We start from the raw sequence: 18,477 nt of genomic DNA, 5'->3' as shown, positions 1-18,477 counted from the left end.
GACTTTCCTCCGGTCGTCAATGTGCGGCGGCCCTATCATCATATGCGCAGATGGTTATCATTCCGAATTGGCCCTGACCTGGGCCGGGCAGTGTTCAGTGGCAGTTTGCCCACTGTCCACCGGACACTCGCAGAATCCTTGCGTACTCATGCGTTGCGCATGCCCTCCTCATTCAGGAGCGTCCGACCATGACCATCTCTCGTCGACAGGTGTTGAGCGGCGGTGCCGCCGCCGGTGTAGGGCTGAGCGTCGCGGGGGTGCTGCCCACCCTCGCCGAGCCGGCCGCGGCGTCGTCGTCGCACGGTTCCCACGGCTCGCCCGACGGCGGCCGCCCGTTCCCGCCGTTGCAGGACGACCCCGACGGCATCCTGGCGCTGCCCGCCGGCTTCTCCTACCGGATCGTCACCCGCGAGGGCGTCACCGAGCTGACCGACGGCCAGGGCAAGACGCCGGCCTTCCACGACGGAACCGGCGTCGTCGAGGCGAGCCGCGACCGGCTCACGATCATCCAGAACCACGAGCTGACCCCACACATGGCGACGTATGGCGTGCCGCACATCGCCGGCACCGTCTACGACGCGGGTGCGGTCAACGCGAGCGGTTGCACCGTGCTCACCACCGACCGCAACGGCAAGCGGATCGCCGAGTGGGTCGGCATCTCCGGCACGGTGCGCAACTGCGCCGGCGGCGTCACACCCTGGGGCACCTGGCTGACCTGCGAGGAGACGTTCATCAACGCCGGCGCCACCTGGTCGGCGGCCGGCCAGACCGGTGTCTACCAGCAGGACCACGGCTACGTGTTCGAGGTGCTCCAGAGCGACTCGAAGCACCAACTGCCCAAACCGATCAAAGCCTTCGGCCGCTTCGAGCACGAGGCGCTCGCCGTCGAGCCCAACCTCAAGCACGTCTACCTGTCCGAGGACGCCAGCGGGCCCAACGGCCTGTTCTACCGTTGGACCGCGCCCCGCAACGTGCACCTCGGATCGGGGCTGGCCAACCGGCTCAGCGACACCGCCGGCACACTCGAGGCGATGCAGATCCGGCTCGACGACGGCAGCATCCTCCCCGACGTCGCCTACCTCACCTCGGCGCAGCTCGGCCGGCCGTTCAAGGTGACCTGGACGCCGGTCGCCGACCGCGACGCCCGGACCACCCCGACCCGCAGCCAGTTCGCCGACGGCACGGTCACCCGGGGCAAGAAGTTCGAGGGTGTCTGGAGCAACGGCAAGGGCTGCTACATCGTCAACAGCTTCGCCTTCGGCGCCAACGACCTGCCGGCCGACGCGACCAAGCACGACGGCATGGTGTGGTTCTACGACTACTCCGACCAGACCATCACGCTGGTCACCTACTTCCCGCACAACCCGGGCGCGGCGGAGACCGAGGGCCCGTTCCCGCGCTTCGCGGATCTGACCTTCGACGGCCCCGACAACGTGACCGTGACGCCGTGGGGCACGCTCGTGCTGGCCGAAGACGGCCTGCGGGCCTCCCACGTGCTCAGCTCGGTGCCGGGCGGCCCGACCTACGCGATCGCCCGCAACATGCTCAGCAACGGCACGTCCAACGGTTCGCCGACCTACTCGGAGTTCACCGGGCCGACGTTCTCGCCCGACGGCCGGGTGCTGTTCGTCAACATCCAGCTTCCCGGGATCACGCTGGCCATCACCGGCCCCTGGGAGCACTACCTCGGCTGACGGCTACGGTTGCCGGCATGGGATCGGACCCGCGGTCGTCGTCGTGGTGGCGACGGCCGCTGGTTCGGCGCCTGCCCGGGCTGGTCGCCGCGCTGGCCGCCGGCGCCGCACTCCTCGCGACCACGCCCAACCAGGCCCGCACACCGAAGCCGCCCCCACCGCCCGTCGACGCGGTGTGGCCCAACGCCCGCCGCGCGGACCTTCCGGGTGCGTTGAAGGACGGCGTCCCCTACAACCCCGACTATTTCGTCGACGACCACGTGTCGGCCGGCACGGCGCTCGACAAGGCTGGCCGGGCGGTTCGCCTGGTGCTCCGGGCCGCCGATGGCACAGTCCGGATCCTGCGCCAACTCCCGGTGGGGACAGCTCCCCAGTTCGCCGGCTTCACCTCCGTCTCAGGCCAGTTGGTGTGGGCCGAGTCGGTCACCGGCGCGGACAAGTCGGTGCGCACCAGCCTGTGGCGGGCCGACCTGGCGGGTGGCGCGCCGCGGAAGATCACCGACGACACCGGCTGGGCGGTGTTCCCCGGTTCGGATCACGACATCGTCGCCGACTCCGGCCGGCTCTACTGGATCGCTCGGGCATCCGGCGGCGACCCGGCGACAGAAGTGCGGTCGGTGCCCGTCGACGGCGGGCCGGTGCTGGTCCGCACCGAGCCCGGCGAGTGGGCCCTGTCCGGTTGGCCCTGGCTGGTCAGCCCCAGCCACGACGGCCGGGCCCAGCTCCGCCGCATCGACACCGGCGACACGGTCGACGTGGACGCCGGCGGTGACGAACTGGACCAGTGCGGGCCCGCCTGGTGCCGGGTGTATGTGCTGTCCGGCGACGCCCCGGCCCGCACCGAGCTGATCCGGCCCGACGGATCGGACCGGAAGCGGGTGGCCGACGACGGCGCCACCGCCGCGATCGTCGAGGTGGCACCGCTGGACCGCTTCGAGATCCTCGCCGCGGACTCCACCACCATCGGGGCCGCGATCGGCGGGCAGCGGCTGCTCGTCTACGACCTCCGCGCGGGCCGCACCGTGCTGGTCACCGAGGCCGCCGCCAGCGTGTCCTACCGGGCCGGCGTCCTGTGGTGGTCCACCAACGCCCTCGGGCGCATCACCTGGCACACCCTCGACCTGCGCTCTGTCTGACCCTCACCCGGTCAGGAATCGAGAAGCGGTCCGCGCCCGGCCGCAACTAGGCTGAGCAGCATGGATGTCAGCATTCACGCGACCGCGCTACCGCACATCGACCCGGAGGCCTCGCTGGCCTTCTATCGCGACGCGCTCGGGTTCGAGGTCCGCAACGACGTCGGCCAGGGCACGATGCGCTGGATCACGGTGGGCCCCGCCGGCCAGCCCGACACGTCGATCCTGCTGGCGCCGCCGGCCGTCGACCCCGGCGTCACCGACGAGGAGCGCCGGGTGATCAGCCAGATGATGGCGAAGGGCACCTACGGCTGGATCCTGCTGGCCAGCAAGGAGCTCGACGACACCTTCGGGCGGGTGCGAGACAGCGGCGCCGAGGTCATCCAGGAGCCGACCGACCAGCCCTACGGGATCCGCGACTGCGCGTTCCGCGACCCGGCCGGCAACCTCGTCCGCATCCAGGAACGGCGCTGAGTGCGGCCATGTGCACCGACGCCTACCGCGCGGCGCTGATCCAGGCGTTCCTGTCCAGGGAATCGCCGGCGCCCGCACCGGAGAGCCCCCGCCAAGCCGCCGAGGCCGCCCGTGAAGGCGACGCCAAGACCAGGCCGCGCGAGGCCGTCTCCAGCTGACCTGTCACGTTCTCGCCCCGGGATCCGACAGGGATACGAGGCCGGCGATGAGCGCGCCGGCCCGTACCCGAGGGAGCCTTTGATGAAATTGGTTGTGTTCGGCGCTAACGGGGCGACCGGCCGGCTCCTGGTCCGCGAGGCGCTCGCCGCCGGGCATCTGGTCGTGGCAGCGACGCGGCATCCGCGCGACTTCCCGTTGGCCGGCGGCCGGCTCGTCGTCGAGGGGATCGACGTCCTGGACAAAGACGCGGTCACCTGGGCGGTCGAGGGCGCCGACGTGGTGCTGTCGACCCTGGGCGTGCCGTTCACCCGAAAGCCGATCACGGTCTACAGCGCCGGCATCGCCAACATCGCGGGCGCGATGTCGCGGCACGGGATCAAACGGTTGATCGCGGTCAGCTCCAGTGCCACCGAGCCGAGCCACCACGCGGAAGGCGGATTCCTGCTCAATCGGGTGATACAGCCGCTGGTGACGGCGACGATCGGCCGCACGACCTACGCCGACATGCGCCGGATGGAACGGTTTCTGCGCGACAGCGACCTGGACTGGACGGTGCTGCGCCCGTCGGGCCTCTTCGACGCCGCGTCGGTGAGTCCTTACGAGTTGCGCGAAGACCGGGCCGACGGCATCTTCACCAGCCGGATCGACCTCGCCGCGAGCATGCTCGCCCAGGCCACGAGCACCGAGTGGATCCGCAGGAACGTCGCGGTCACCACCTCCGTTGGCGCCCCGACGCTCGTCCAGATGCTCCGCCGGGAGGCGTTCGGGCGTGACTGACGCGCAGTGGTTCGCCGAGCAGTTCGAGGCCAACCGGCCACATCTGCGGGCGGTGGCCTACCGGATGCTCGGCTCGTTGACCGAGGCAGACGACGCCCTCCAGGACGCGTGGATCCGCACCACCCGCGCCGACAGCCGCACGATCACCAACATCGGCGGCTGGCTGACCACGCTGGTCGGGCGGGTGTGCATCGACATGCTCCGGGCCCGGCAGTCGCGCCGGGAGAGCCTGGTCGGCAGTTGGCTGCCCGAGCCGGTGGTCAGCACGTACGCCACCTTCGAACCCGAACAGTCGACCCTGCTGGCCGACGCGGTCGGGCTCGCGCTGCTGGTCGTCCTGGAGAGCCTGGCACCGCCGGAGCGGCTGGCGTTCGTGCTGCACGACCTGTTCGGCGTGCCGTTCGACGAGATCGGCCCGATCGTCGACCGCACGCCGGAGGCCGCTCGCCAGCTCGCGAGCCGGGCCAGACGCCGGGTCCGCGGCGCGGGCACCCAACCCAACGCCGACCTGCCCACGCAACGACGGGTGGTCGGTGCGTTCCTGGCGGCGTCGCGGTCCGGCGACTTCGACGAGCTCATCAAGCTGCTCGACCCCGACGTGGTCTTCCGGGCCGACACGGGCACGCGTACGTGGCTCGCACCGGCCCGGCTCACCGGCGCGGCCGAGGTGGCACACCACACCTCGACCCACGGCCCGAAGTTCGCCACGCACTGCGAGCCGGCAGTGGTCAACGGCGCGGCCGGCATCATCGCGCGCACCGGCGCGGGCCTGGTGGCGGTGGTCGGCTTCACGGTGATCGACGAGCGGATCGCGGAGATCGACCTGCTCCTGGACGCGGACAAACTCGCCGGCTTGACGGTCTCAGGCCGCGGTTAGGCGCTCCAGTTCCTGGGCGGTCAACCGCAACGTCGCCGCGGCGAGGTTGTCGAGGAGGTGGTCCGGGTCGCCGGTTCCGGGAATGGCCAGGACGTGCTGCCCCTGGTGGAGGGTCCACGCCAGGCGCACCTGGGCCGGTGTCACCCCACGCGCCGCCGCGATCGTCCGGACCGCCTGGTCGTCGGCGACACCGCCAGCATCCCGGCCGGCGCCGGCGATGGCGAAGAACGGCACGAACGCAATGCCCTGCTCGCCGCAGGTGGACAGCAGCGCCTCGGACCGCCGCAGGTGCAGGCCGTATTGATTCTGGACGCACACCACGGGCGCGATGGCCTGGGCCTGCGGGAGGTGCGCCGGGCGGACGTTCGACAGCCCGAGGTGCCGGATCAGGCCGGCGTCCCGCAGTTCGGCCAGCGCGCCGAAGTGCTCCGCCACCGAGTCGAGGCCATGCTGGCGCAGGTTGACCAGGTCGAGGTGGTCACGACCGAGTTGGCGCAGGTTCTCCTCGACCTGACCCCGGAGCTGGTCCGGCCGGGCCAACGGCAACCACTCTCCGGACGGGTCCCGACCAGGTCCCACCTTGGTCGCGATCACCAGGTCGTCGGGATATGGCGCCAGCGCGCGGTTGATCAGCTCGTTGGCCGAGCGCAGCGCCGAGAAGTAGAACGCCGCCGTGTCGATGTGGTTGACGCCAAGCTCGACCGCGCGCCGCAACACGCCTACCGCCCGATCACGATCGCTGGGCGTCCCTTCGGCATTCCCGGTCAGCCGCATCGCGCCGAAGCCGATCCGGTTGACCGGCCGGTCCCCGAGCGTCCACGTACCCGAAAGATCCGCGGTGATCCCCGATGTCATCACCGGACGAACCCTACCCACGGCGAACGGTTCGGCGACCTCGTGACGGGTAACGGAGTAGTGGAGTGAAGGGAGTTCTGTGGTGGCTAGATTTGTGACGATCGGCTACGGCGACCAGGCCGGCTATGACCGCACCGACGCGTCCGTGCGTGACGCGGCACACGCGCACGACGCACGCATGCGCGAGCAGGGCGTCGAGATGGGCATCGCGGGCACGCCGGTGCAAGTGCGCAACCATGACGGGGCGAAGGTGACCACCGACGACGGTGCGTTCATGAAGGCGGCGCTTCCGGTCGCGGGATTCTCCATCATCGAGGCCGCGACGCTGGCCGACGCCGTCGAGATCGCGTCGCGTACCCCGTGCGCGGTCGCACAGGGTGTCGTGGAGGTGTGGCCGCTGCAGGAGTAGTCCTTCGGCCGATCCCTTGTGTACGACTTCGGTGACATTGTCTGCACCGTGGTTATCACGGGGGCAGCACCAACGCACGTCGTCGATGTGGTGGAGTCGGTTCCACCAACGGAACGCAAGGCTCGGCACTGGGCTCTGCTCTGGCACGAGTGGACACTGGTCGTGGTCGGCTCGCTCGCGCTGGCGACGGTGATGACCTGGCCGACGTTGCGCCATCCCACCCGCACGATCCCGTCCGACACCGGCGACCCGACCATGCAGGCCTGGCAGATGGCCTGGTCGGGCCACGCCTTGCGGACCGACCCACTGAGCCTGTGGCAGGCCAACGCGTTCCATCCCGAACCCAACAGCTTCGCATTCACCGACACCCTTCTGGGGTACGCGCCGGCCGGCCTGATCGGCACCGGCCCGGTCGCCGCGCTCGTGCGCTACAACATCGTCTTCGTGCTGGTCTGCGCGCTGGCGTTCGTCGGGGCCTACGCCCTGGTCCGCCAACTCGGCGCCGGCCGCCTCGCCGGCACGGTGGCCGGGATCGCGTTCGCGTGCGCGCCCTGGCGGCTGGCTCAGGCCGGGCACCTCCAGGTGCTCTCGACCGGCGGCATCGCGCTGTCGCTGGCCATGCTGGCCCGGGGGCACGGCTGGTCGCTGCGGCACGGCTACCGGCCCGAGCGGGCCCGCCCCGGCTGGGCGCTCGCCGGATGGTGCGCCGCAGCCTGGCAACTGTCTCTGGGCTTCGGGATCGGCGTCCCGTTCGGCTACGCGCTGGGCCTGGTCGTCGTCGTGGCCGCCGCCACCTGGCTCCGGCGCCGGCCGCCGCTCCCCCGCCGGTTGTTGCTCGCCGACGGCGCCGGGCTCGCGGTGTTCCTCGCCGTCGCCGCGTTCATGGCCCGCCCCTACCTCGCGGTCGCCGAGCAGTTCCCCTACGTCCGGCGCAGTTGGGAAAACCTCCAGTGGGCCTCGCCGCCGCTGCGCGGCTTCTTCACCTCGCCGGGCACCTCGATCGTGTGGGGCGAAATGCACGCCGGCGCCCGCGCGGCGCTGGGCCACCGGGGCGAGACGTCGCTGCTGCCCGGATTCACGTTGTACGCCCTCGCCGCGCTCGGCCTCGTCATCTCGGTGTGGACACTGCGCCAGCGGCTGCTGCTGGCCGCCGGCGTCGTGGCCAGCATCGTGCTCGGGATGGGCACCCAAGGCCCGTGGGGAGGTCGCCCCACTTACGGGCTGCTCTACGTGCTGCCCGGTTTCGACGGCATCCGTACCCCTGGCAGGTTGGTCATTTGGACCACCTTGCTGCTCGCGGTGCTGGCGGCCGGCACGGTCACCGCGCTGGCCCAACGCGTCCGCGCCCGGCCGGTGGGACTGGCGCTGGCCCTGCTGCCGCTGCTCCTGGTGGCCGAGGGCTTGAACCGCATGCCGCACCCGGACGTCCCCGCGGCCCCGGCGGCCCTGGCCACCGCGCCGGCGCCGCTGCTGGTGCTGCCCAGCGGCGCGACGATCGACGGCATCCCGATGATGTGGGCGACCGACCGCTTCCCGCCGATGGTCAACGGCGCGGCCGCCTTCACACCGCAACGGCAGGCCAGCATCCGCGACGCGGCCAGCCACTTCCCCGACGCGGACAGCGTCGCGCTGTTGCGGGCGACCGGGGTGCGCAGCGTCGTCGTGGTCCGCGCCGCGGTCAAGGGCACGCCATATGAGGCGACGCTGGAGGGCCGCACCGACGGGCTTTCGGTGCGCCGCGTCGACACCCCCGAGGCAGTGGTCTACCTGCTGGACCCGGCATGATCGCCGGCTAGCCGACCTCGCCTACCGCTTCCATGATGATGTCGACGACCGTGTCCGGGGCCGTGACCATCGGGACGTGGTCGACGGGGGCCGTGCGCACGCGGGCACCCATCCGCTTCGCCATGAACTGCTGGGTCTCCGCGGGGATCATGCGGTCGTCCTCGGCCACCAGGAACCAGCTCGGCCGGTCCTTCCAGGCCGGACGCATGAGCTGCACCCCGATGGACTCCGCGGCGATCGGGCGTTGCGTCGCGGCCAGCACCGCCTGCTCCGCCGGCGTCGCGTGCTGTGCGAAGGCGGTGGCGAAGGCGTCTTCCGGCAACCAGATCAGGCCGTGGCTGTCGGGGCCGATCTCGGGTGCCTGCGGGTGTGGTTCGGCCCGGTAGAAGACGTCGGCCACCGTCTCGCCCTCGTCCGGGGCCAGGGCGGCCACATACACCAGCGCCGCGACGTTCTTGTCTTCCGTCGACGAGATGACCGCGCCGGAGTAGGCGTGGCCGACCAGCACGACCGGGCCGTCGACGTGTTCGAGCGTGCGGTCGAGCGCGGCCACGTCTTCCGGCAGCGAGGTCAACGGCAGCGGGGCCGCGACGGCCATCACGCCGTTGACGCGCAGGCCGTCGATCACCTTGGTCCAGCTCGAGCCGTCGGCCCAAGCGCCGTGCACCAGAACTACGTTGGCGGACACCGTTGCTCCCTCACCTGTGTTCGACGTCGAAACCGAGCTCCCCGAGCACCTTCACCGCACCACTGCGGCCGCCCTCGAAGTCCGGCGACGCGAGTCGTTGGCCGGTGGCGAACTCGTAGGCCGTACCCAGAATCGCCTTCGGCGGATATTGATTTTTGTTCCAGACCAGGGAGTACGTGGTCGTCGGCGCGAAACCGTGCGTGGCGAAGAAGCTCTCCGCTCCGAGGCGGTCGTATTCCTTCATCGCCCGCACGACGTGGTCCTTCTTCACCTGGTCCCAATTCGGGTGCGTCATCGCGATCCCACCTTCGATGTGGTCTGGGTCCGGTCGAGGAAGTCGTGCACGAGCTCGGCGACCTCGTCCCCACTGGACTCCAGCAGGAAATGCCCGCCGTCGATGAGACGAATGTCGGCGTCCGGCGAGTCATCCTGGAAAGCGCGGGCGCCATCGGGGCCGAAGATCGGGTCGTTGCGGCCCCAGGCGGCGAGCACGGGCACCTGCGATTCGCGGAGATACTCGTGCAGCGGCGGGTAGAACCGCAGGTTCGTCGCGTAGTCGCGGAACAGCGCGAGTTGCACCTCGTCGTTGCCGGGCCGGCTGATCAGCGCGTAGTCGTGGTTCCACGTGTCCGGGCTGACCAGAGTGGGATCGGGTACGCCCGTGAGGTATTGCCATTTGGTCCCTTCCAGCGTGAGCGCCTGCCGGATGTTGGCCTCGGTCTCCGGCGTCTGCTCGTGCTGGTAGGCCCGCACGGTCTTCCAGAACTCGTCGACGAATCCGGCGTCGTAGCCGTTGCCGTTCTGGGTGACGATCGCGGTGATGGCGTTCGGGTCGTCGAGTGCGAGCCGCCACCCGATCGGCGCACCATAGTCATGCACATAGATGGCATACCGGGAAATGCCCAACTGCCCGAGCAGGTCAGCAGTGTGCTCGGTAAGCGCGGCGAACGTGTAGTCGAACTCCTCGACAGTCGGCGCGTCGGAGAACCCGAACCCGATGTGGTCGGGCGCGACGACGTGATAGCGATCGGCGAGCGCCGGAATCAGGTCGCGAAACATGAACGAGCTAGACGGAAACCCGTGCAGCAATACGATCGCGGGTGCGTCGACCGGCCCGGCTTCCCGGTAGAACATCTGCCGACCGCGAACCGTGGCATAGCGGTGATGGGTGGCGTTCATCGGTCTTCCTCCTCGCGGTCGACGGGCCTCATGCGAAAAGCCTGCGCGCGAGCGCTTGTCGCCCGCATCCGCCACTGGCCAGTGCGCCACGCCAGCCAGCCGCTCCATAACGCGACGAACAGGGGTCGGTAACGATCCGGACAGCGCGTCAGCAACCGCCCAGAACAGCCTTAAAGTCGGCTCATGAGCCGGCTTCGGGGACGGATCAGGGTGTTGGCGGTTGGCGTGTTGGTCGCCGTGACCGCGGCGGGTTGTCTGTCGATGCCTGACCCGCCGACCTTGCTGAACCCACAGGGACCGCTCGTCGAACTCTCCCGCAGCGCGCTGCCGGTTCCGCCGGATGCCAAGGGCGAGTGGCCGCTGTTCGTGCCGCAGTTGGGCCTCATCGGCGCGGGCGACCGGGTCGCCCGGATCGGCCGCGACGGCAAGCCGCTATGGATCGCGATTTTGCCGGCGGCCTTCGCGCTGACGAACCCGGGCCCGGGCGGGCATTCGGCCTTCATCAGTGCGGGCGGCCGCGCCCTGATCGTGCTCGGTGGCGGTCGCGAGCCCTCGGCCGTGCTGGTCCTCGGCCTCCACGACGGCGCGGAGTGGTGGCGGGCCGCGCTGCCCGATCCTCCGCGCGGCGGGCACGTGCACGTCAGCAGCCAAGAGCCGATCGGGACCGGCGAGGCCTTGTTCGTGTCCACGTGCGGACCCGGCGGATGTGACGTGCTGAGCCTGAACGAGTGGCAAGGGACCAAACAGGGATCCTGGCGGGTTCCTGGCGTCACGTGGATGCTCGGCGTGACCGACCCCGGCACCGGCACGGACTTCGCCGCTTCCCGTGACGGGCCCAACCCCTTCGTGGTTTACGGGGGTCCCGGCGCGCGGCTGGTGTTCGCCCTGACGGCCGATCCACCGGTGACGGCCGACGTCGTCGCCGACTGGACTGTCCAGATCGGATCCAAGCCGAACGCGCCGATCGCGTACGTGATGCGCACCGAGCATCGCACCGTAGCCGTCACCGCGCCGGTTGACGCCTCCTGCGCGGCGGTCGCCTACGGGCTGGCCATGTCGTCGAGCGATACGCTCCTGGAGGACCGGCCGCCGAGGAAGGGCCTTAACCAGGCCGAGCAGTTGGTGGTGTGGAGCCAGCCGTTCGTCTGGGACGATCCCCGAGCCGACCGCGACGCGCACGGCTGCCGGCACGACTCAGACCTACCGCCGCTGCTCGGGCGCGATCCTGTGCTCCCCGACAAGGCCGGCGCGATGGTCATCGACGAATACACCGGCCGCGTCGCATACCGGCTGTCGCCGGGCGAACATCCCGTCGGCGGCGGCACCACCTGGGATGGCCGCGGCTACCGGACAGGTGATGGCGCGGACGCCCGCGCGCTCGGCCTGCCGGGGCCGACGCATATCCGACCGTGGGCGCTGGACCAGTCCGTCGTCGCCACCGCCGACGGAATCTCGCTGCACGACTCACGGAGCGGTCGCACCCTGTGGCATGTGCCCGAGGCCCGCCGCGCGATGGTCATCGACGGCGACCGTCTCGTCCTGTTGACGACCACGGAACTGATCGTCGTCGGCCCGGAGAAGGCCGGGCCGAGCCGCGATCCCAGACTCGCAGGTGGCGCACAGGCGGTTCCCATTCTTTGACGGGGTAGGGGTTCCAGACTGTCGAGCGGCAAATGCCACGAAACGCAGCTGGGAGCCGCGATGACTCACGCCCAAGTGGTGACGGACCGTGCCGAGCCGGCGGTTGCGCCGCGACCGGAGCGGCCGCAGTGGCTGCGATTCTGGCAGTCGCCGCAGGGGCAGCCGGCCTGGGCACGGCCGGCCCTGCTCGCGATCGCGGCCCTGGCTGCCGTCCTCTACTCCTGGCACCTCACCACCAGCGGCTACGCGACCTACTACTCCGTGGCCGTCAAGAGCATGTCGGTGAGCTGGAAGGCGTTCCTCTACGGCGCGCTCGACCCCGGCGCCACGATCACGATCGACAAGCTGGCCGGGTCGTTCGTACCCCAGGCGTTGTCGGCTCGGATCTTCGGTTATCACCAGTGGTCACTGACGCTGCCGCAGGTGATCGAGGGCGTCGTCGCGGTCCTCGTCATGTATCGCGTCGTACGGCGCTGGCTCGGGCCCGCCGCCGGGCTGATCGCCGCCGGGCTGTTCACGCTCACGCCGATCACCGCGTCCATGTTCGGGCATCCGATGGAAGACGGGATGCTGACGATGTGCCTGGTTCTCGCGGCCGACGCCTTCCAGCGCGCGGTGCTCACCGCCCGGCTGCGGTCGCTGCTGTGGGCCGGGTTCTGGGTCGGCGTCGGCTTCCAGGCCAAGATGCTCCAGGCGTGGATCGTGCTGCCGGCGCTGGCCATCACCTACCTGCTGCTCGCACCCACCGGTTGGCGACGCCGGCTCGGGCACCTCGCGATCGCCGGCGCGGTCATGGTGGCAGTGTCGCTGTCCTGGGTGCTGCTCTACACCGTCACGCCGGCCGCCGATCGGCCCTTTGTGGACGGCAGTTCCACCAACAACGCGTTCTCGATGGTGTTCGGCTACAACGGTTTGAGCCGATTCGGGGTCGACGTGCCGGGCGCGGTGCAGTCGATGTTCACCGGCGGTGGCGGGACCGAATGGACCAAACTTCTCAGCCAGGGGTACGCCACCCAGGTCGGCTGGCTCTACCCACTCGCGTTGCTGGCACTCGGTTACGGACTGGTCCGCGACCGGCGCGACCCGGGATTCGTCCTATGGGGACTGTGGCTGGCCACGTTCGCCGCGGTCTTCAGCCGGATCTCGATTCCGCACACTGCCTACATGGCTTCGCTGGCACCGCCGGTCGCGGCGCTGTCGGCCGCGGGCATCGTGCTGTTCTGGCGAGGCTACCGGGACGGGACCGCGCGGTGGGCGCTCCCGGTCGCGATCGTTGCCGAGGTGGCGTGGACCGTCTACCTGGCCCGGCAACAGCCGGCCTTCCTATCCTGGCTCGTCTGGGTCGTGGTCGGAGTCGGCGTCCTGGCCTTGGCGGTGCTGCTGTTGGCACGGCGGCTACGCAACCGATTGCTCGTGGCCGGGTTGGTCGCCGGGGTGGTCGCGATGGTGGCGGTGCCCTCGGCGTGGGCGGGGTCGGTGTTGGACAGTCGCTACGCGGGCAGCGCCTTCGACGCGTCAGCCGGGCCCGGCGGTCGCAGCGGTCCGGGTGGCTTCACCCGCGCCGGCAACGATCAGGCGGGGCGCGGCACCTTCCCACCCGCCGACGGTTCGCGGCAGCAGGGCGCCTTTCCCCCTGGACCAGGACCGGCCGGCGCGGGCGGCTTCCCCGGCGGCCCGAGCGGCCCGGGCGGCCCGGGCGGAGGTGCCGGAGCGCCGGGCGCCGCGGCCGGCCCGGGTGGCGGCAGCGACACCCTGACCGCGGCGCAGCAGACCCTCGTCGACTACCTGGAAGCCCACCGCGACGGCGCGAGGTTCGTCGCGGCCACCGATTCGTGGACGTCGGCCGGCTCCTACATCATGGCGACCGGGCTGCCGTTTATGCCGATGGGCGGGTTCAGCGGCTCCGTGCCCCAACCAACCCTCGCCGAGGTCCAGTCGCTGGTGGCGACCGGCGAGCTGCACTACTTCCTCCTCGGCGGGCAGCGCATGGGCCGCGGCGGCGGCGACTCGACGATCACCGTCTGGGTGCAGTCGACCTGCACCACGGTGCCGGTCACCGACACCCAGTCCGTCTACCGCTGCGACCCGTCCTGAGAACGCACGAAATGGGTACGCGGGCGCTCGAGCAGCGTGCCGTCGACGAACGTGTCGACCAACTCGTTGTAGAAGGCGACCAGGTCGGCGATGGGCTGAAGCTGCCTGGTCGGGAACGTGTAGGACCACGCGATGTCGGTGCCGCCCATCGCCCAGTAGTCGCTGGTCACGCCCTTGTAGGGGCAGGCGGTCCGGGTCTGCGTCCGGGTCAGGTTGGCGAACACCACATCGCCGCGGTCGATGTAGTAGCGGGTCGGCAGCCCGGTCTCGAACACCAGCACCGGCGTGGTGGTGTCGGCGAGCACGACCCCGTCGAGCTCGACCCGGACGTGGCGGTGTGACCGAAGAGCGTCGACGCGGACGTATGGGTTGCGTGGGTGGACGAAGATCCGCTCCTCCTCCTCGTGCCAGGCGTCCAACGCGTCCCAGTCGAAGCGGGCATAGCCGGCGAGCGCCTCGTCCGTGAAGATCCGCACGCTGGCCGGTCGCTCCGCCAGGCCGGCCCGCAGCCCATGCCGCCGCGCGGTCCCCCGGCGCAGGTGCTGCTCGTGCTGTTCGTCGACGAGGAACTCGGCCGCGATGTCGCCGACCGGGATGTAGTACTGGGGGTAGTTCGGCCACTCCCACACGTACAACGCGGCAGTGGTGTCAAAGATCTTTTGGCCCCCGAGCGTGCCGCGGACCCGGCGCGGTGCCGGCTCGACACGGCCCGTCTCGGCGGCCATCTGCGGAAAGTCGCCCATCCGACCAGCCTAGGGCGCCGGGCGCGTTCACGACCGCGTGATAGGGATTGTCCGTGGCCAACGCTCTCGTGCTCGGCGCCGGTGGCATCACCGGGATCGCCTGGCAGCTCGGACTCCTGATCGGACTGCGGGACGGCGGCGTCGACCTCACCGACGCCGACCTGATCGTCGGCACTTCGGCCGGGTCGGTCACCGGCACGCTGATCGCCGCCGGCATCGACCCGGTCGACGGCGCGAAGCTGGAGGCCCGGATGGGCGCCGACGACCCGCCGATCCACCCCGACTGGGCGCGCGGTGCCGAGGTCTTCGCGCTCCTGAGTGACGAGACCCGCGATCCAGCCCAGATTCGGGTACGCGTCGGCGAGCTCGCCCTGGCCGCCGACGTCGGCGCGGAAGAGCCCTATGTCGCCTCGTTGAGCCGCCGGCTGCCACCCGGCGACTGGCCGGCCCGCCGCCTGATCGTGACGGCCGTCTCGGCGGAGTCCGGCGAACCGGTCGCGTGGGACCGCGAGTCGAATGTCCCGTTGCACCGCGCCGTGGCCGCGAGCTGCGCGGTGCCGTGCATCTTCCCGGCGGTGACCATCGACGGCGTGCGCTATGTGGACGGCGGCGTGCGCTCGGGCACCAACGCCGACCTGGCCGAGGGCGCCGAGCGGGTCGTCGTGCTCGCACCGCTGGCGCCGGTCCGGATGCGCGGCGCCCCGGCGGCCGAACTCGACGCGCTCCGTCAGGGGTCGGCCGTCTCGCTGCTCGCACCCGACGCGGCGGTGCTGGCCGCGCTGGGCCCCAACGTGCTCGACGCCACCCGCTGGGAGCCGGCGATCGAGGCCGCGATAGAGCAGGGCCGCCGGCTGGCCGGCGAGGTCGCGGCGGTCTGGCTGCGCTAGGCGTGGTTGCCCCGAAGACGATGCTGCTGGTCCACAGCCCGCTGCTCACCCCGGCGACGTGGGAGGCCCTGCTGCCTCACCTCGAAGCGGCGGGCTGGCGGGTGGTGCTGCTCGACCTTCGCCCGTCGATCGAGGCGCCGTCGTTCCACGCCGCGGTCTGCGCGGCGGCGGCCGCCACCGGCACCGCCCACGTGGTCGTCGGACACAGCCGCGCCGGCCCATACCTACCTGGCATCGTCGAGGCGGTCGGCGGCGACGTCGTCTTCCTGGACGCCCGCCTGCCGCACCCGGGCACGAGTTGGCTGGGGTCGTTGCCGCCGGAGCGGGCTCGGTGGTTGCGGGAGGTGGCGGTCTCGGGACGGCTGCCGCGGTGGGACACCTGGTTCCCAGCCGACGACCTGCTGCTGACCGACCCGGCGCGGCGCCGGGCACTGCGCGACCTGCCCGAACTGCCGTGGAGCGTCGTCTCGGAGGTGCTGCCCGCGCCAGGTCGTCGGTGGGACGCGGCCGGCCACACCTACGTGCAGCTCAGCGCCGCCTACCAGGCCACGGCCGACGAGGCCGCACAACGCGGCTGGCGGGTGCACCGCCTGGACGCCGACCACCTGGCGATGGTCACGCGGCCCGCGGCGGTCGCCCAGCTGCTAACCGGTTCGCCTGCCGGCGGCTCGTGACGACGATCAGGTCGACGTGCGGTCCGTGTTCACGGATCAGGCGCCGCACCCGCGGGCGCATCGTGCGCCGGTAACCGACGACATAGCGGATGAAGTTCCAGGTGATCCGGTCGTAGACGCCGCCCGCATGTTGACCGCCACCGTGCCGCAGCCGGCGTTGGATGATGCCCCACAGGCAGGCGGCGGCGGACAGGTCGAGGAAGATGACGGTGTCGGCGGCGGCCAGCCGGACCGGCAGCGTGCTGGCGTAGTTGCCTTCGATGATCCAGCGGGGCGCGACGACCAGCTCGCGCTGTCGAGCCGCGAACTCGTCCTGCGGCATCGGCCGCCACCCCTCGTCGTAGTAGATCGCGTCCAGGTGCGTCAGCGGCGCGTCGAGGATCGCGGCCAGCCGCCGGGCGACGGTGGATTTGCCGCTTCCACCGCAGCCGACGATCGCGACCCTGTCCACCGGCTTTCCCCCTGGTCATCCGTCAGGCGGCGGCGTCGTTTGAGCGCAGGGTAGCCTAAGCAAATTGGGCGACGGGAAGGTGCGGCATGACGACACCTGTGCGGCAAGGTCGAGCGCAGCACGTGCTCGCGGTGGTGTCGACCGAACAGGTCACCCCCCATCTCGTACGCGTGGTTCTCACCGGTGACTCGCTGTCCGGGTTCGCTGACAACGGGCACACCGACGCCTACGTGAAGCTGCTGTTCGCCGACCCGGCCCTGGGTCTCGAACCGCCCTACGACCTCGCCGCCCTGCCGCCACATCAGCGGCCGGTGACGCGCACCTACACGGTCCGGTGGTGCGACCGGGCCACCAAGCGGCTGGCGATCGACTTCGTGACGCACGGCGACACCGGGATAGCCGCCGTCTGGGCGATGCAGGCCTCCCCCGGCGACCAACTCGTCCTGTCCGGCCCCGGCGGCGGCTACGCGCCCGACCCCACCACCGCGTGGCACCTGTTCGCCGGCGATCTGTCCGCGCTCCCCGCGATCACCGCCGCGCTGGAGTCGCTGCCCGGCAACGCGTGTGGAGCCGCCTACATCGAGATCGGCGGCGACGCCGACATCGTCGACCTGAAATGCCCCGAACAGGTCACGGTCAACTGGCTGGTCAACCCCGACCCCGACGACGCGGGGTTCCTCGCGCGCGCGATCGACGGCGGGCCGTGGCCGGAGCCCGTGCAGGTCTTCGCACACGGCGAACGCGAGTCCGTCAAGGCGATCCGCCGCCTGCTGCGTGACCGCGACATCCCGCGCGACGCGATCTCGATCTCCGGTTATTGGGCCCGCGGCCGCACCGAAGACGTCTTCCAGGCGGAGAAGCGCGAACCGATTGGCAAGATCGACTAGGGTCGGTCGACCACGCGGAAGCGCTGCGTCACCACGAGCGTCTCGTCGTCGATCTCGGGCACGCCCCCGAGGAACGCCGCCACGAACTCGCTGCGGAAGAACTCCTCGTGGGCGGCACGCCAATGGGCGGCGTCGCGGTAGCCGCGACCCTCCGCATGCGCGTAGTCGTCGGTGACGGCCCTGATCGGCTCTGTCTCGACGCTGGTCAACTCGATGACGGCCACCGGCCGCCCGGCGGAGTCGACGAGGCAGAACCGGTCGCCGGCCGCGGGCAGCCCTTCTTCGTGGAACGCGGGCAAACCGGTCATCGCCGTCTTGGTGCCGGCGAGGATCGCGCTGACACCGGAGTCACGCTCCGGCCCCGGCGCGGCGAGTTCGAGAACCGGAAGGTCGTCGACGTTCACGGGGTGAGCAACTTCCACTGCCCTTCGGAGACGACCTCGACCTCGCCGTCGGTCACCTTGATGGCCGTGTCGTCGTCGATCGCGTAGCCCGGCACCCCGATGGCGGCCACCCACTTCTCCGCTTCCTCCATCGTGTTCATTCCCAGGTGCGGGAAGATGGAGAAGTCGACGATCCCCAGTGTGCTGTCGTCGCCGGCGTGTGCCGGCCACTCAACGAATTCCTTGCCGACCCGCGGGGTCAGCACCATGCTCCCGGCGCTCAACCCCACCCAGACCGTCTCGGGCAGCGACGGCAGCAGTTCCGCCAGGCCGCACTCGCGCATCCAGTGGCACAGATAAGTCGCGTCACCGCCGCCGACGAGCAACACGTCTGCCTCGCGCACCCAGGGCACCCAGCGTTCGGCACCGATGCTGGGCAGTGCGGTCAACTCCAGCACTCCCACCGACTTCCAGCCGAGCCCGACCATCGGCAGGTGCGACGTCCCCGAGATGAACCGCCACGGCCCATCCGGAGTGATCATGGGATTCCCGTAGGCCGCGGTCGGAATGCAGAGCGCACGGGACTCGGCGATCGGCTTGCCCAACAACTCGACCAGTGCGTTCTGGATGCTCGCGTTCTTGACCCCGGCGGAGGTGAGAAGAAGCTTCACGATGCGTGACGTTAGC

The 18,477-nt window shown here is 70.7% G+C and carries 21 protein-coding genes; 13 read left to right on the top strand and 8 right to left on the bottom strand.

Annotated features, from left to right (window positions below; all coding sequences use genetic code 11):
* Window positions 1-188 precede the first annotated feature (188 nt).
* From DFJ67_RS26990 to sigJ, 6 genes are all read left to right on the top strand, one after another.
* Window positions 189-1,694, top strand: a complete 1,506-nt coding sequence (locus DFJ67_RS26990; RefSeq protein ID WP_116070594.1) for an alkaline phosphatase PhoX — start codon at window positions 189-191, stop codon at window positions 1,692-1,694.
* Window positions 1,695-1,711: 17 nt separating this feature from the next.
* A complete protein-coding gene (locus DFJ67_RS26985; protein ID WP_116070593.1) occupies window positions 1,712-2,830 on the top strand; it encodes a TolB-like translocation protein in 1,119 nt (372 codons plus the stop codon).
* 60 nt (window positions 2,831-2,890) lie between these two features.
* A complete protein-coding gene (locus DFJ67_RS26980) occupies window positions 2,891-3,301 on the top strand; it encodes a VOC family protein (protein WP_116070592.1) in 411 nt (136 codons plus the stop codon).
* Between the two features lie 8 nt (window positions 3,302-3,309).
* Window positions 3,310-3,459, top strand: a complete 150-nt coding sequence (locus DFJ67_RS42885; RefSeq protein WP_170215993.1) for a hypothetical protein — start codon at window positions 3,310-3,312, stop codon at window positions 3,457-3,459.
* Window positions 3,460-3,541: 82 nt separating this feature from the next.
* A complete protein-coding gene (locus DFJ67_RS26975) occupies window positions 3,542-4,237 on the top strand; it encodes an NAD(P)-dependent oxidoreductase (RefSeq protein ID WP_116070591.1) in 696 nt (231 codons plus the stop codon).
* The gene (sigJ, locus tag DFJ67_RS26970) at window positions 4,230-5,114 is read left to right on the top strand and encodes an RNA polymerase sigma factor SigJ (RefSeq protein WP_116070590.1); all 885 of its coding nucleotides are present in this window, start codon (window positions 4,230-4,232) and stop codon (window positions 5,112-5,114) included. The genes DFJ67_RS26975 and sigJ overlap by 8 nt, the downstream gene beginning before the upstream one ends.
* Here the strand turns inward: sigJ and DFJ67_RS26965 are convergent.
* Window positions 5,100-5,969, bottom strand: coding sequence for an aldo/keto reductase (locus tag DFJ67_RS26965; RefSeq protein WP_170216225.1), 870 nt, complete (start codon window positions 5,967-5,969; stop codon window positions 5,100-5,102). The two genes, sigJ and DFJ67_RS26965, sit on opposite strands and share 15 nt — an antisense overlap.
* An 82-nt stretch (window positions 5,970-6,051) precedes the next feature.
* Here DFJ67_RS26965 and DFJ67_RS26960 point away from each other — a divergent pair, with 82 nt between their 5' ends.
* Both DFJ67_RS26960 and DFJ67_RS26955 read left to right on the top strand, forming a co-directional pair.
* Window positions 6,052-6,378 (top strand): YciI family protein, encoded by a 327-nt coding sequence (locus DFJ67_RS26960; RefSeq protein ID WP_116076679.1) that lies wholly within the window; start codon window positions 6,052-6,054, stop codon window positions 6,376-6,378.
* Between the two features lie 87 nt (window positions 6,379-6,465).
* Window positions 6,466-8,163, top strand: coding sequence for a putative glycosyltransferase family protein (locus tag DFJ67_RS26955; protein ID WP_425321077.1), 1,698 nt, complete (start codon window positions 6,466-6,468; stop codon window positions 8,161-8,163).
* A gap of 7 nt (window positions 8,164-8,170) precedes the next feature.
* Here DFJ67_RS26955 and DFJ67_RS26950 read toward each other — a convergent pair whose 3' ends face one another.
* Genes DFJ67_RS26950 through DFJ67_RS26940 form a run of 3 tightly spaced genes read right to left on the bottom strand, consistent with a single transcriptional unit; the run spans window position 8,171 to window position 10,030 of the window.
* Complete coding sequence (locus tag DFJ67_RS26950) at window positions 8,171-8,851, bottom strand: alpha/beta fold hydrolase (protein ID WP_116070588.1); 681 nt, start codon at window positions 8,849-8,851, stop codon at window positions 8,171-8,173.
* Between the two features lie 10 nt (window positions 8,852-8,861).
* Window positions 8,862-9,146, bottom strand: coding sequence for a ScoMcrA-related endonuclease (locus tag DFJ67_RS26945; RefSeq protein ID WP_116070587.1), 285 nt, complete (start codon window positions 9,144-9,146; stop codon window positions 8,862-8,864).
* Window positions 9,143-10,030 (bottom strand): alpha/beta fold hydrolase, encoded by an 888-nt coding sequence (locus tag DFJ67_RS26940; RefSeq protein WP_116070586.1) that lies wholly within the window; start codon window positions 10,028-10,030, stop codon window positions 9,143-9,145. Before DFJ67_RS26940 ends, DFJ67_RS26945 begins: the two co-directional genes overlap by 4 nt.
* A 183-nt stretch (window positions 10,031-10,213) precedes the next feature.
* Here DFJ67_RS26940 and DFJ67_RS26935 point away from each other — a divergent pair, with 183 nt between their 5' ends.
* Together DFJ67_RS26935 and DFJ67_RS44415 are read left to right on the top strand one after the other, a co-directional pair.
* The gene (locus tag DFJ67_RS26935) at window positions 10,214-11,671 is read left to right on the top strand and encodes a hypothetical protein (protein WP_147315614.1); all 1,458 of its coding nucleotides are present in this window, start codon (window positions 10,214-10,216) and stop codon (window positions 11,669-11,671) included.
* Between the two features lie 60 nt (window positions 11,672-11,731).
* Window positions 11,732-13,765, top strand: coding sequence for an ArnT family glycosyltransferase (locus DFJ67_RS44415; protein WP_116070584.1), 2,034 nt, complete (start codon window positions 11,732-11,734; stop codon window positions 13,763-13,765).
* On the opposite strand, the gene DFJ67_RS26925 is transcribed toward DFJ67_RS44415, so the two are convergent.
* Entirely contained in the window at window positions 13,744-14,508 is a 765-nt protein-coding gene (locus DFJ67_RS26925) for a DUF427 domain-containing protein (protein ID WP_116070583.1), read from the bottom strand. The two genes, DFJ67_RS44415 and DFJ67_RS26925, sit on opposite strands and share 22 nt — an antisense overlap.
* Window positions 14,509-14,561: 53 nt before the next feature.
* Here DFJ67_RS26925 and DFJ67_RS26920 point away from each other — a divergent pair, with 53 nt between their 5' ends.
* Both DFJ67_RS26920 and DFJ67_RS26915 read left to right on the top strand, forming a co-directional pair.
* Window positions 14,562-15,395 (top strand): patatin-like phospholipase family protein, encoded by an 834-nt coding sequence (locus tag DFJ67_RS26920; RefSeq protein WP_239096976.1) that lies wholly within the window; start codon window positions 14,562-14,564, stop codon window positions 15,393-15,395.
* Window positions 15,396-15,397: 2 nt separating this feature from the next.
* Window positions 15,398-16,069 carry an alpha/beta hydrolase gene (locus DFJ67_RS26915; RefSeq protein WP_116070581.1) on the top strand — a complete coding sequence of 224 codons (672 nt, stop codon included), beginning with the start codon at window positions 15,398-15,400 and terminating at the stop codon, window positions 16,067-16,069.
* On the opposite strand, the gene DFJ67_RS26910 is transcribed toward DFJ67_RS26915, so the two are convergent.
* On the bottom strand, window positions 16,011-16,520 hold the full coding sequence (locus DFJ67_RS26910) for a P-loop NTPase family protein (protein WP_116070580.1): 510 nt from the start codon (window positions 16,518-16,520) through the stop codon (window positions 16,011-16,013). The genes DFJ67_RS26915 and DFJ67_RS26910 overlap by 59 nt on opposite strands.
* A gap of 86 nt (window positions 16,521-16,606) precedes the next feature.
* On the opposite strand from DFJ67_RS26910, the gene DFJ67_RS26905 reads away from it, so the two are divergent.
* Window positions 16,607-17,407: a siderophore-interacting protein gene (locus DFJ67_RS26905; RefSeq protein WP_116070579.1), complete on the top strand. Its 801-nt coding sequence runs from the start codon at window positions 16,607-16,609 to the stop codon at window positions 17,405-17,407.
* On the opposite strand, the gene DFJ67_RS26900 is transcribed toward DFJ67_RS26905, so the two are convergent.
* Together DFJ67_RS26900 and DFJ67_RS26895 are read right to left on the bottom strand one after the other, a co-directional pair.
* Window positions 17,404-17,811, bottom strand: coding sequence for an ASCH domain-containing protein (locus DFJ67_RS26900; RefSeq protein WP_116070578.1), 408 nt, complete (start codon window positions 17,809-17,811; stop codon window positions 17,404-17,406). The two genes, DFJ67_RS26905 and DFJ67_RS26900, sit on opposite strands and share 4 nt — an antisense overlap.
* Window positions 17,808-18,461, bottom strand: a complete 654-nt coding sequence (locus DFJ67_RS26895) for a Type 1 glutamine amidotransferase-like domain-containing protein (protein ID WP_116070577.1) — start codon at window positions 18,459-18,461, stop codon at window positions 17,808-17,810. Before DFJ67_RS26895 ends, DFJ67_RS26900 begins: the two co-directional genes overlap by 4 nt.
* Window positions 18,462-18,477: the final 16 nt, after the last annotated feature.

It is taken from the genome of Asanoa ferruginea (assembly GCF_003387075.1).
GTDB classification, from domain to species: domain Bacteria; phylum Actinomycetota; class Actinomycetes; order Mycobacteriales; family Micromonosporaceae; genus Asanoa; species Asanoa ferruginea.
This window is presented reverse-complemented; position numbering and strand designations above follow the sequence as displayed.

Coding starts and splice junctions, on each gene's coding strand:
- DFJ67_RS26990 (WP_116070594.1), top strand. CDS start 189: ATGACCATCTCTCGTCGACAGGTGTTGAGCGGCGGTGCCGCCGCCGGT.
- DFJ67_RS26985 (WP_116070593.1), top strand. CDS start 1,712: ATGGGATCGGACCCGCGGTCGTCGTCGTGGTGGCGACGGCCGCTGGTT.
- DFJ67_RS26980 (WP_116070592.1), top strand. CDS start 2,891: ATGGATGTCAGCATTCACGCGACCGCGCTACCGCACATCGACCCGGAG.
- DFJ67_RS42885 (WP_170215993.1), top strand. CDS start 3,310: ATGTGCACCGACGCCTACCGCGCGGCGCTGATCCAGGCGTTCCTGTCC.
- DFJ67_RS26975 (WP_116070591.1), top strand. CDS start 3,542: ATGAAATTGGTTGTGTTCGGCGCTAACGGGGCGACCGGCCGGCTCCTG.
- DFJ67_RS26965 (WP_170216225.1), bottom strand. CDS start 5,969: ATGACATCGGGGATCACCGCGGATCTTTCGGGTACGTGGACGCTCGGG.
- DFJ67_RS26945 (WP_116070587.1), bottom strand. CDS start 9,146: ATGACGCACCCGAATTGGGACCAGGTGAAGAAGGACCACGTCGTGCGG.
- DFJ67_RS26940 (WP_116070586.1), bottom strand. CDS start 10,030: ATGAACGCCACCCATCACCGCTATGCCACGGTTCGCGGTCGGCAGATG.
- DFJ67_RS26935 (WP_147315614.1), top strand. CDS start 10,214: ATGAGCCGGCTTCGGGGACGGATCAGGGTGTTGGCGGTTGGCGTGTTG.
- DFJ67_RS44415 (WP_116070584.1), top strand. CDS start 11,732: ATGACTCACGCCCAAGTGGTGACGGACCGTGCCGAGCCGGCGGTTGCG.
- DFJ67_RS26925 (WP_116070583.1), bottom strand. CDS start 14,508: ATGGGCGACTTTCCGCAGATGGCCGCCGAGACGGGCCGTGTCGAGCCG.
- DFJ67_RS26905 (WP_116070579.1), top strand. CDS start 16,607: ATGACGACACCTGTGCGGCAAGGTCGAGCGCAGCACGTGCTCGCGGTG.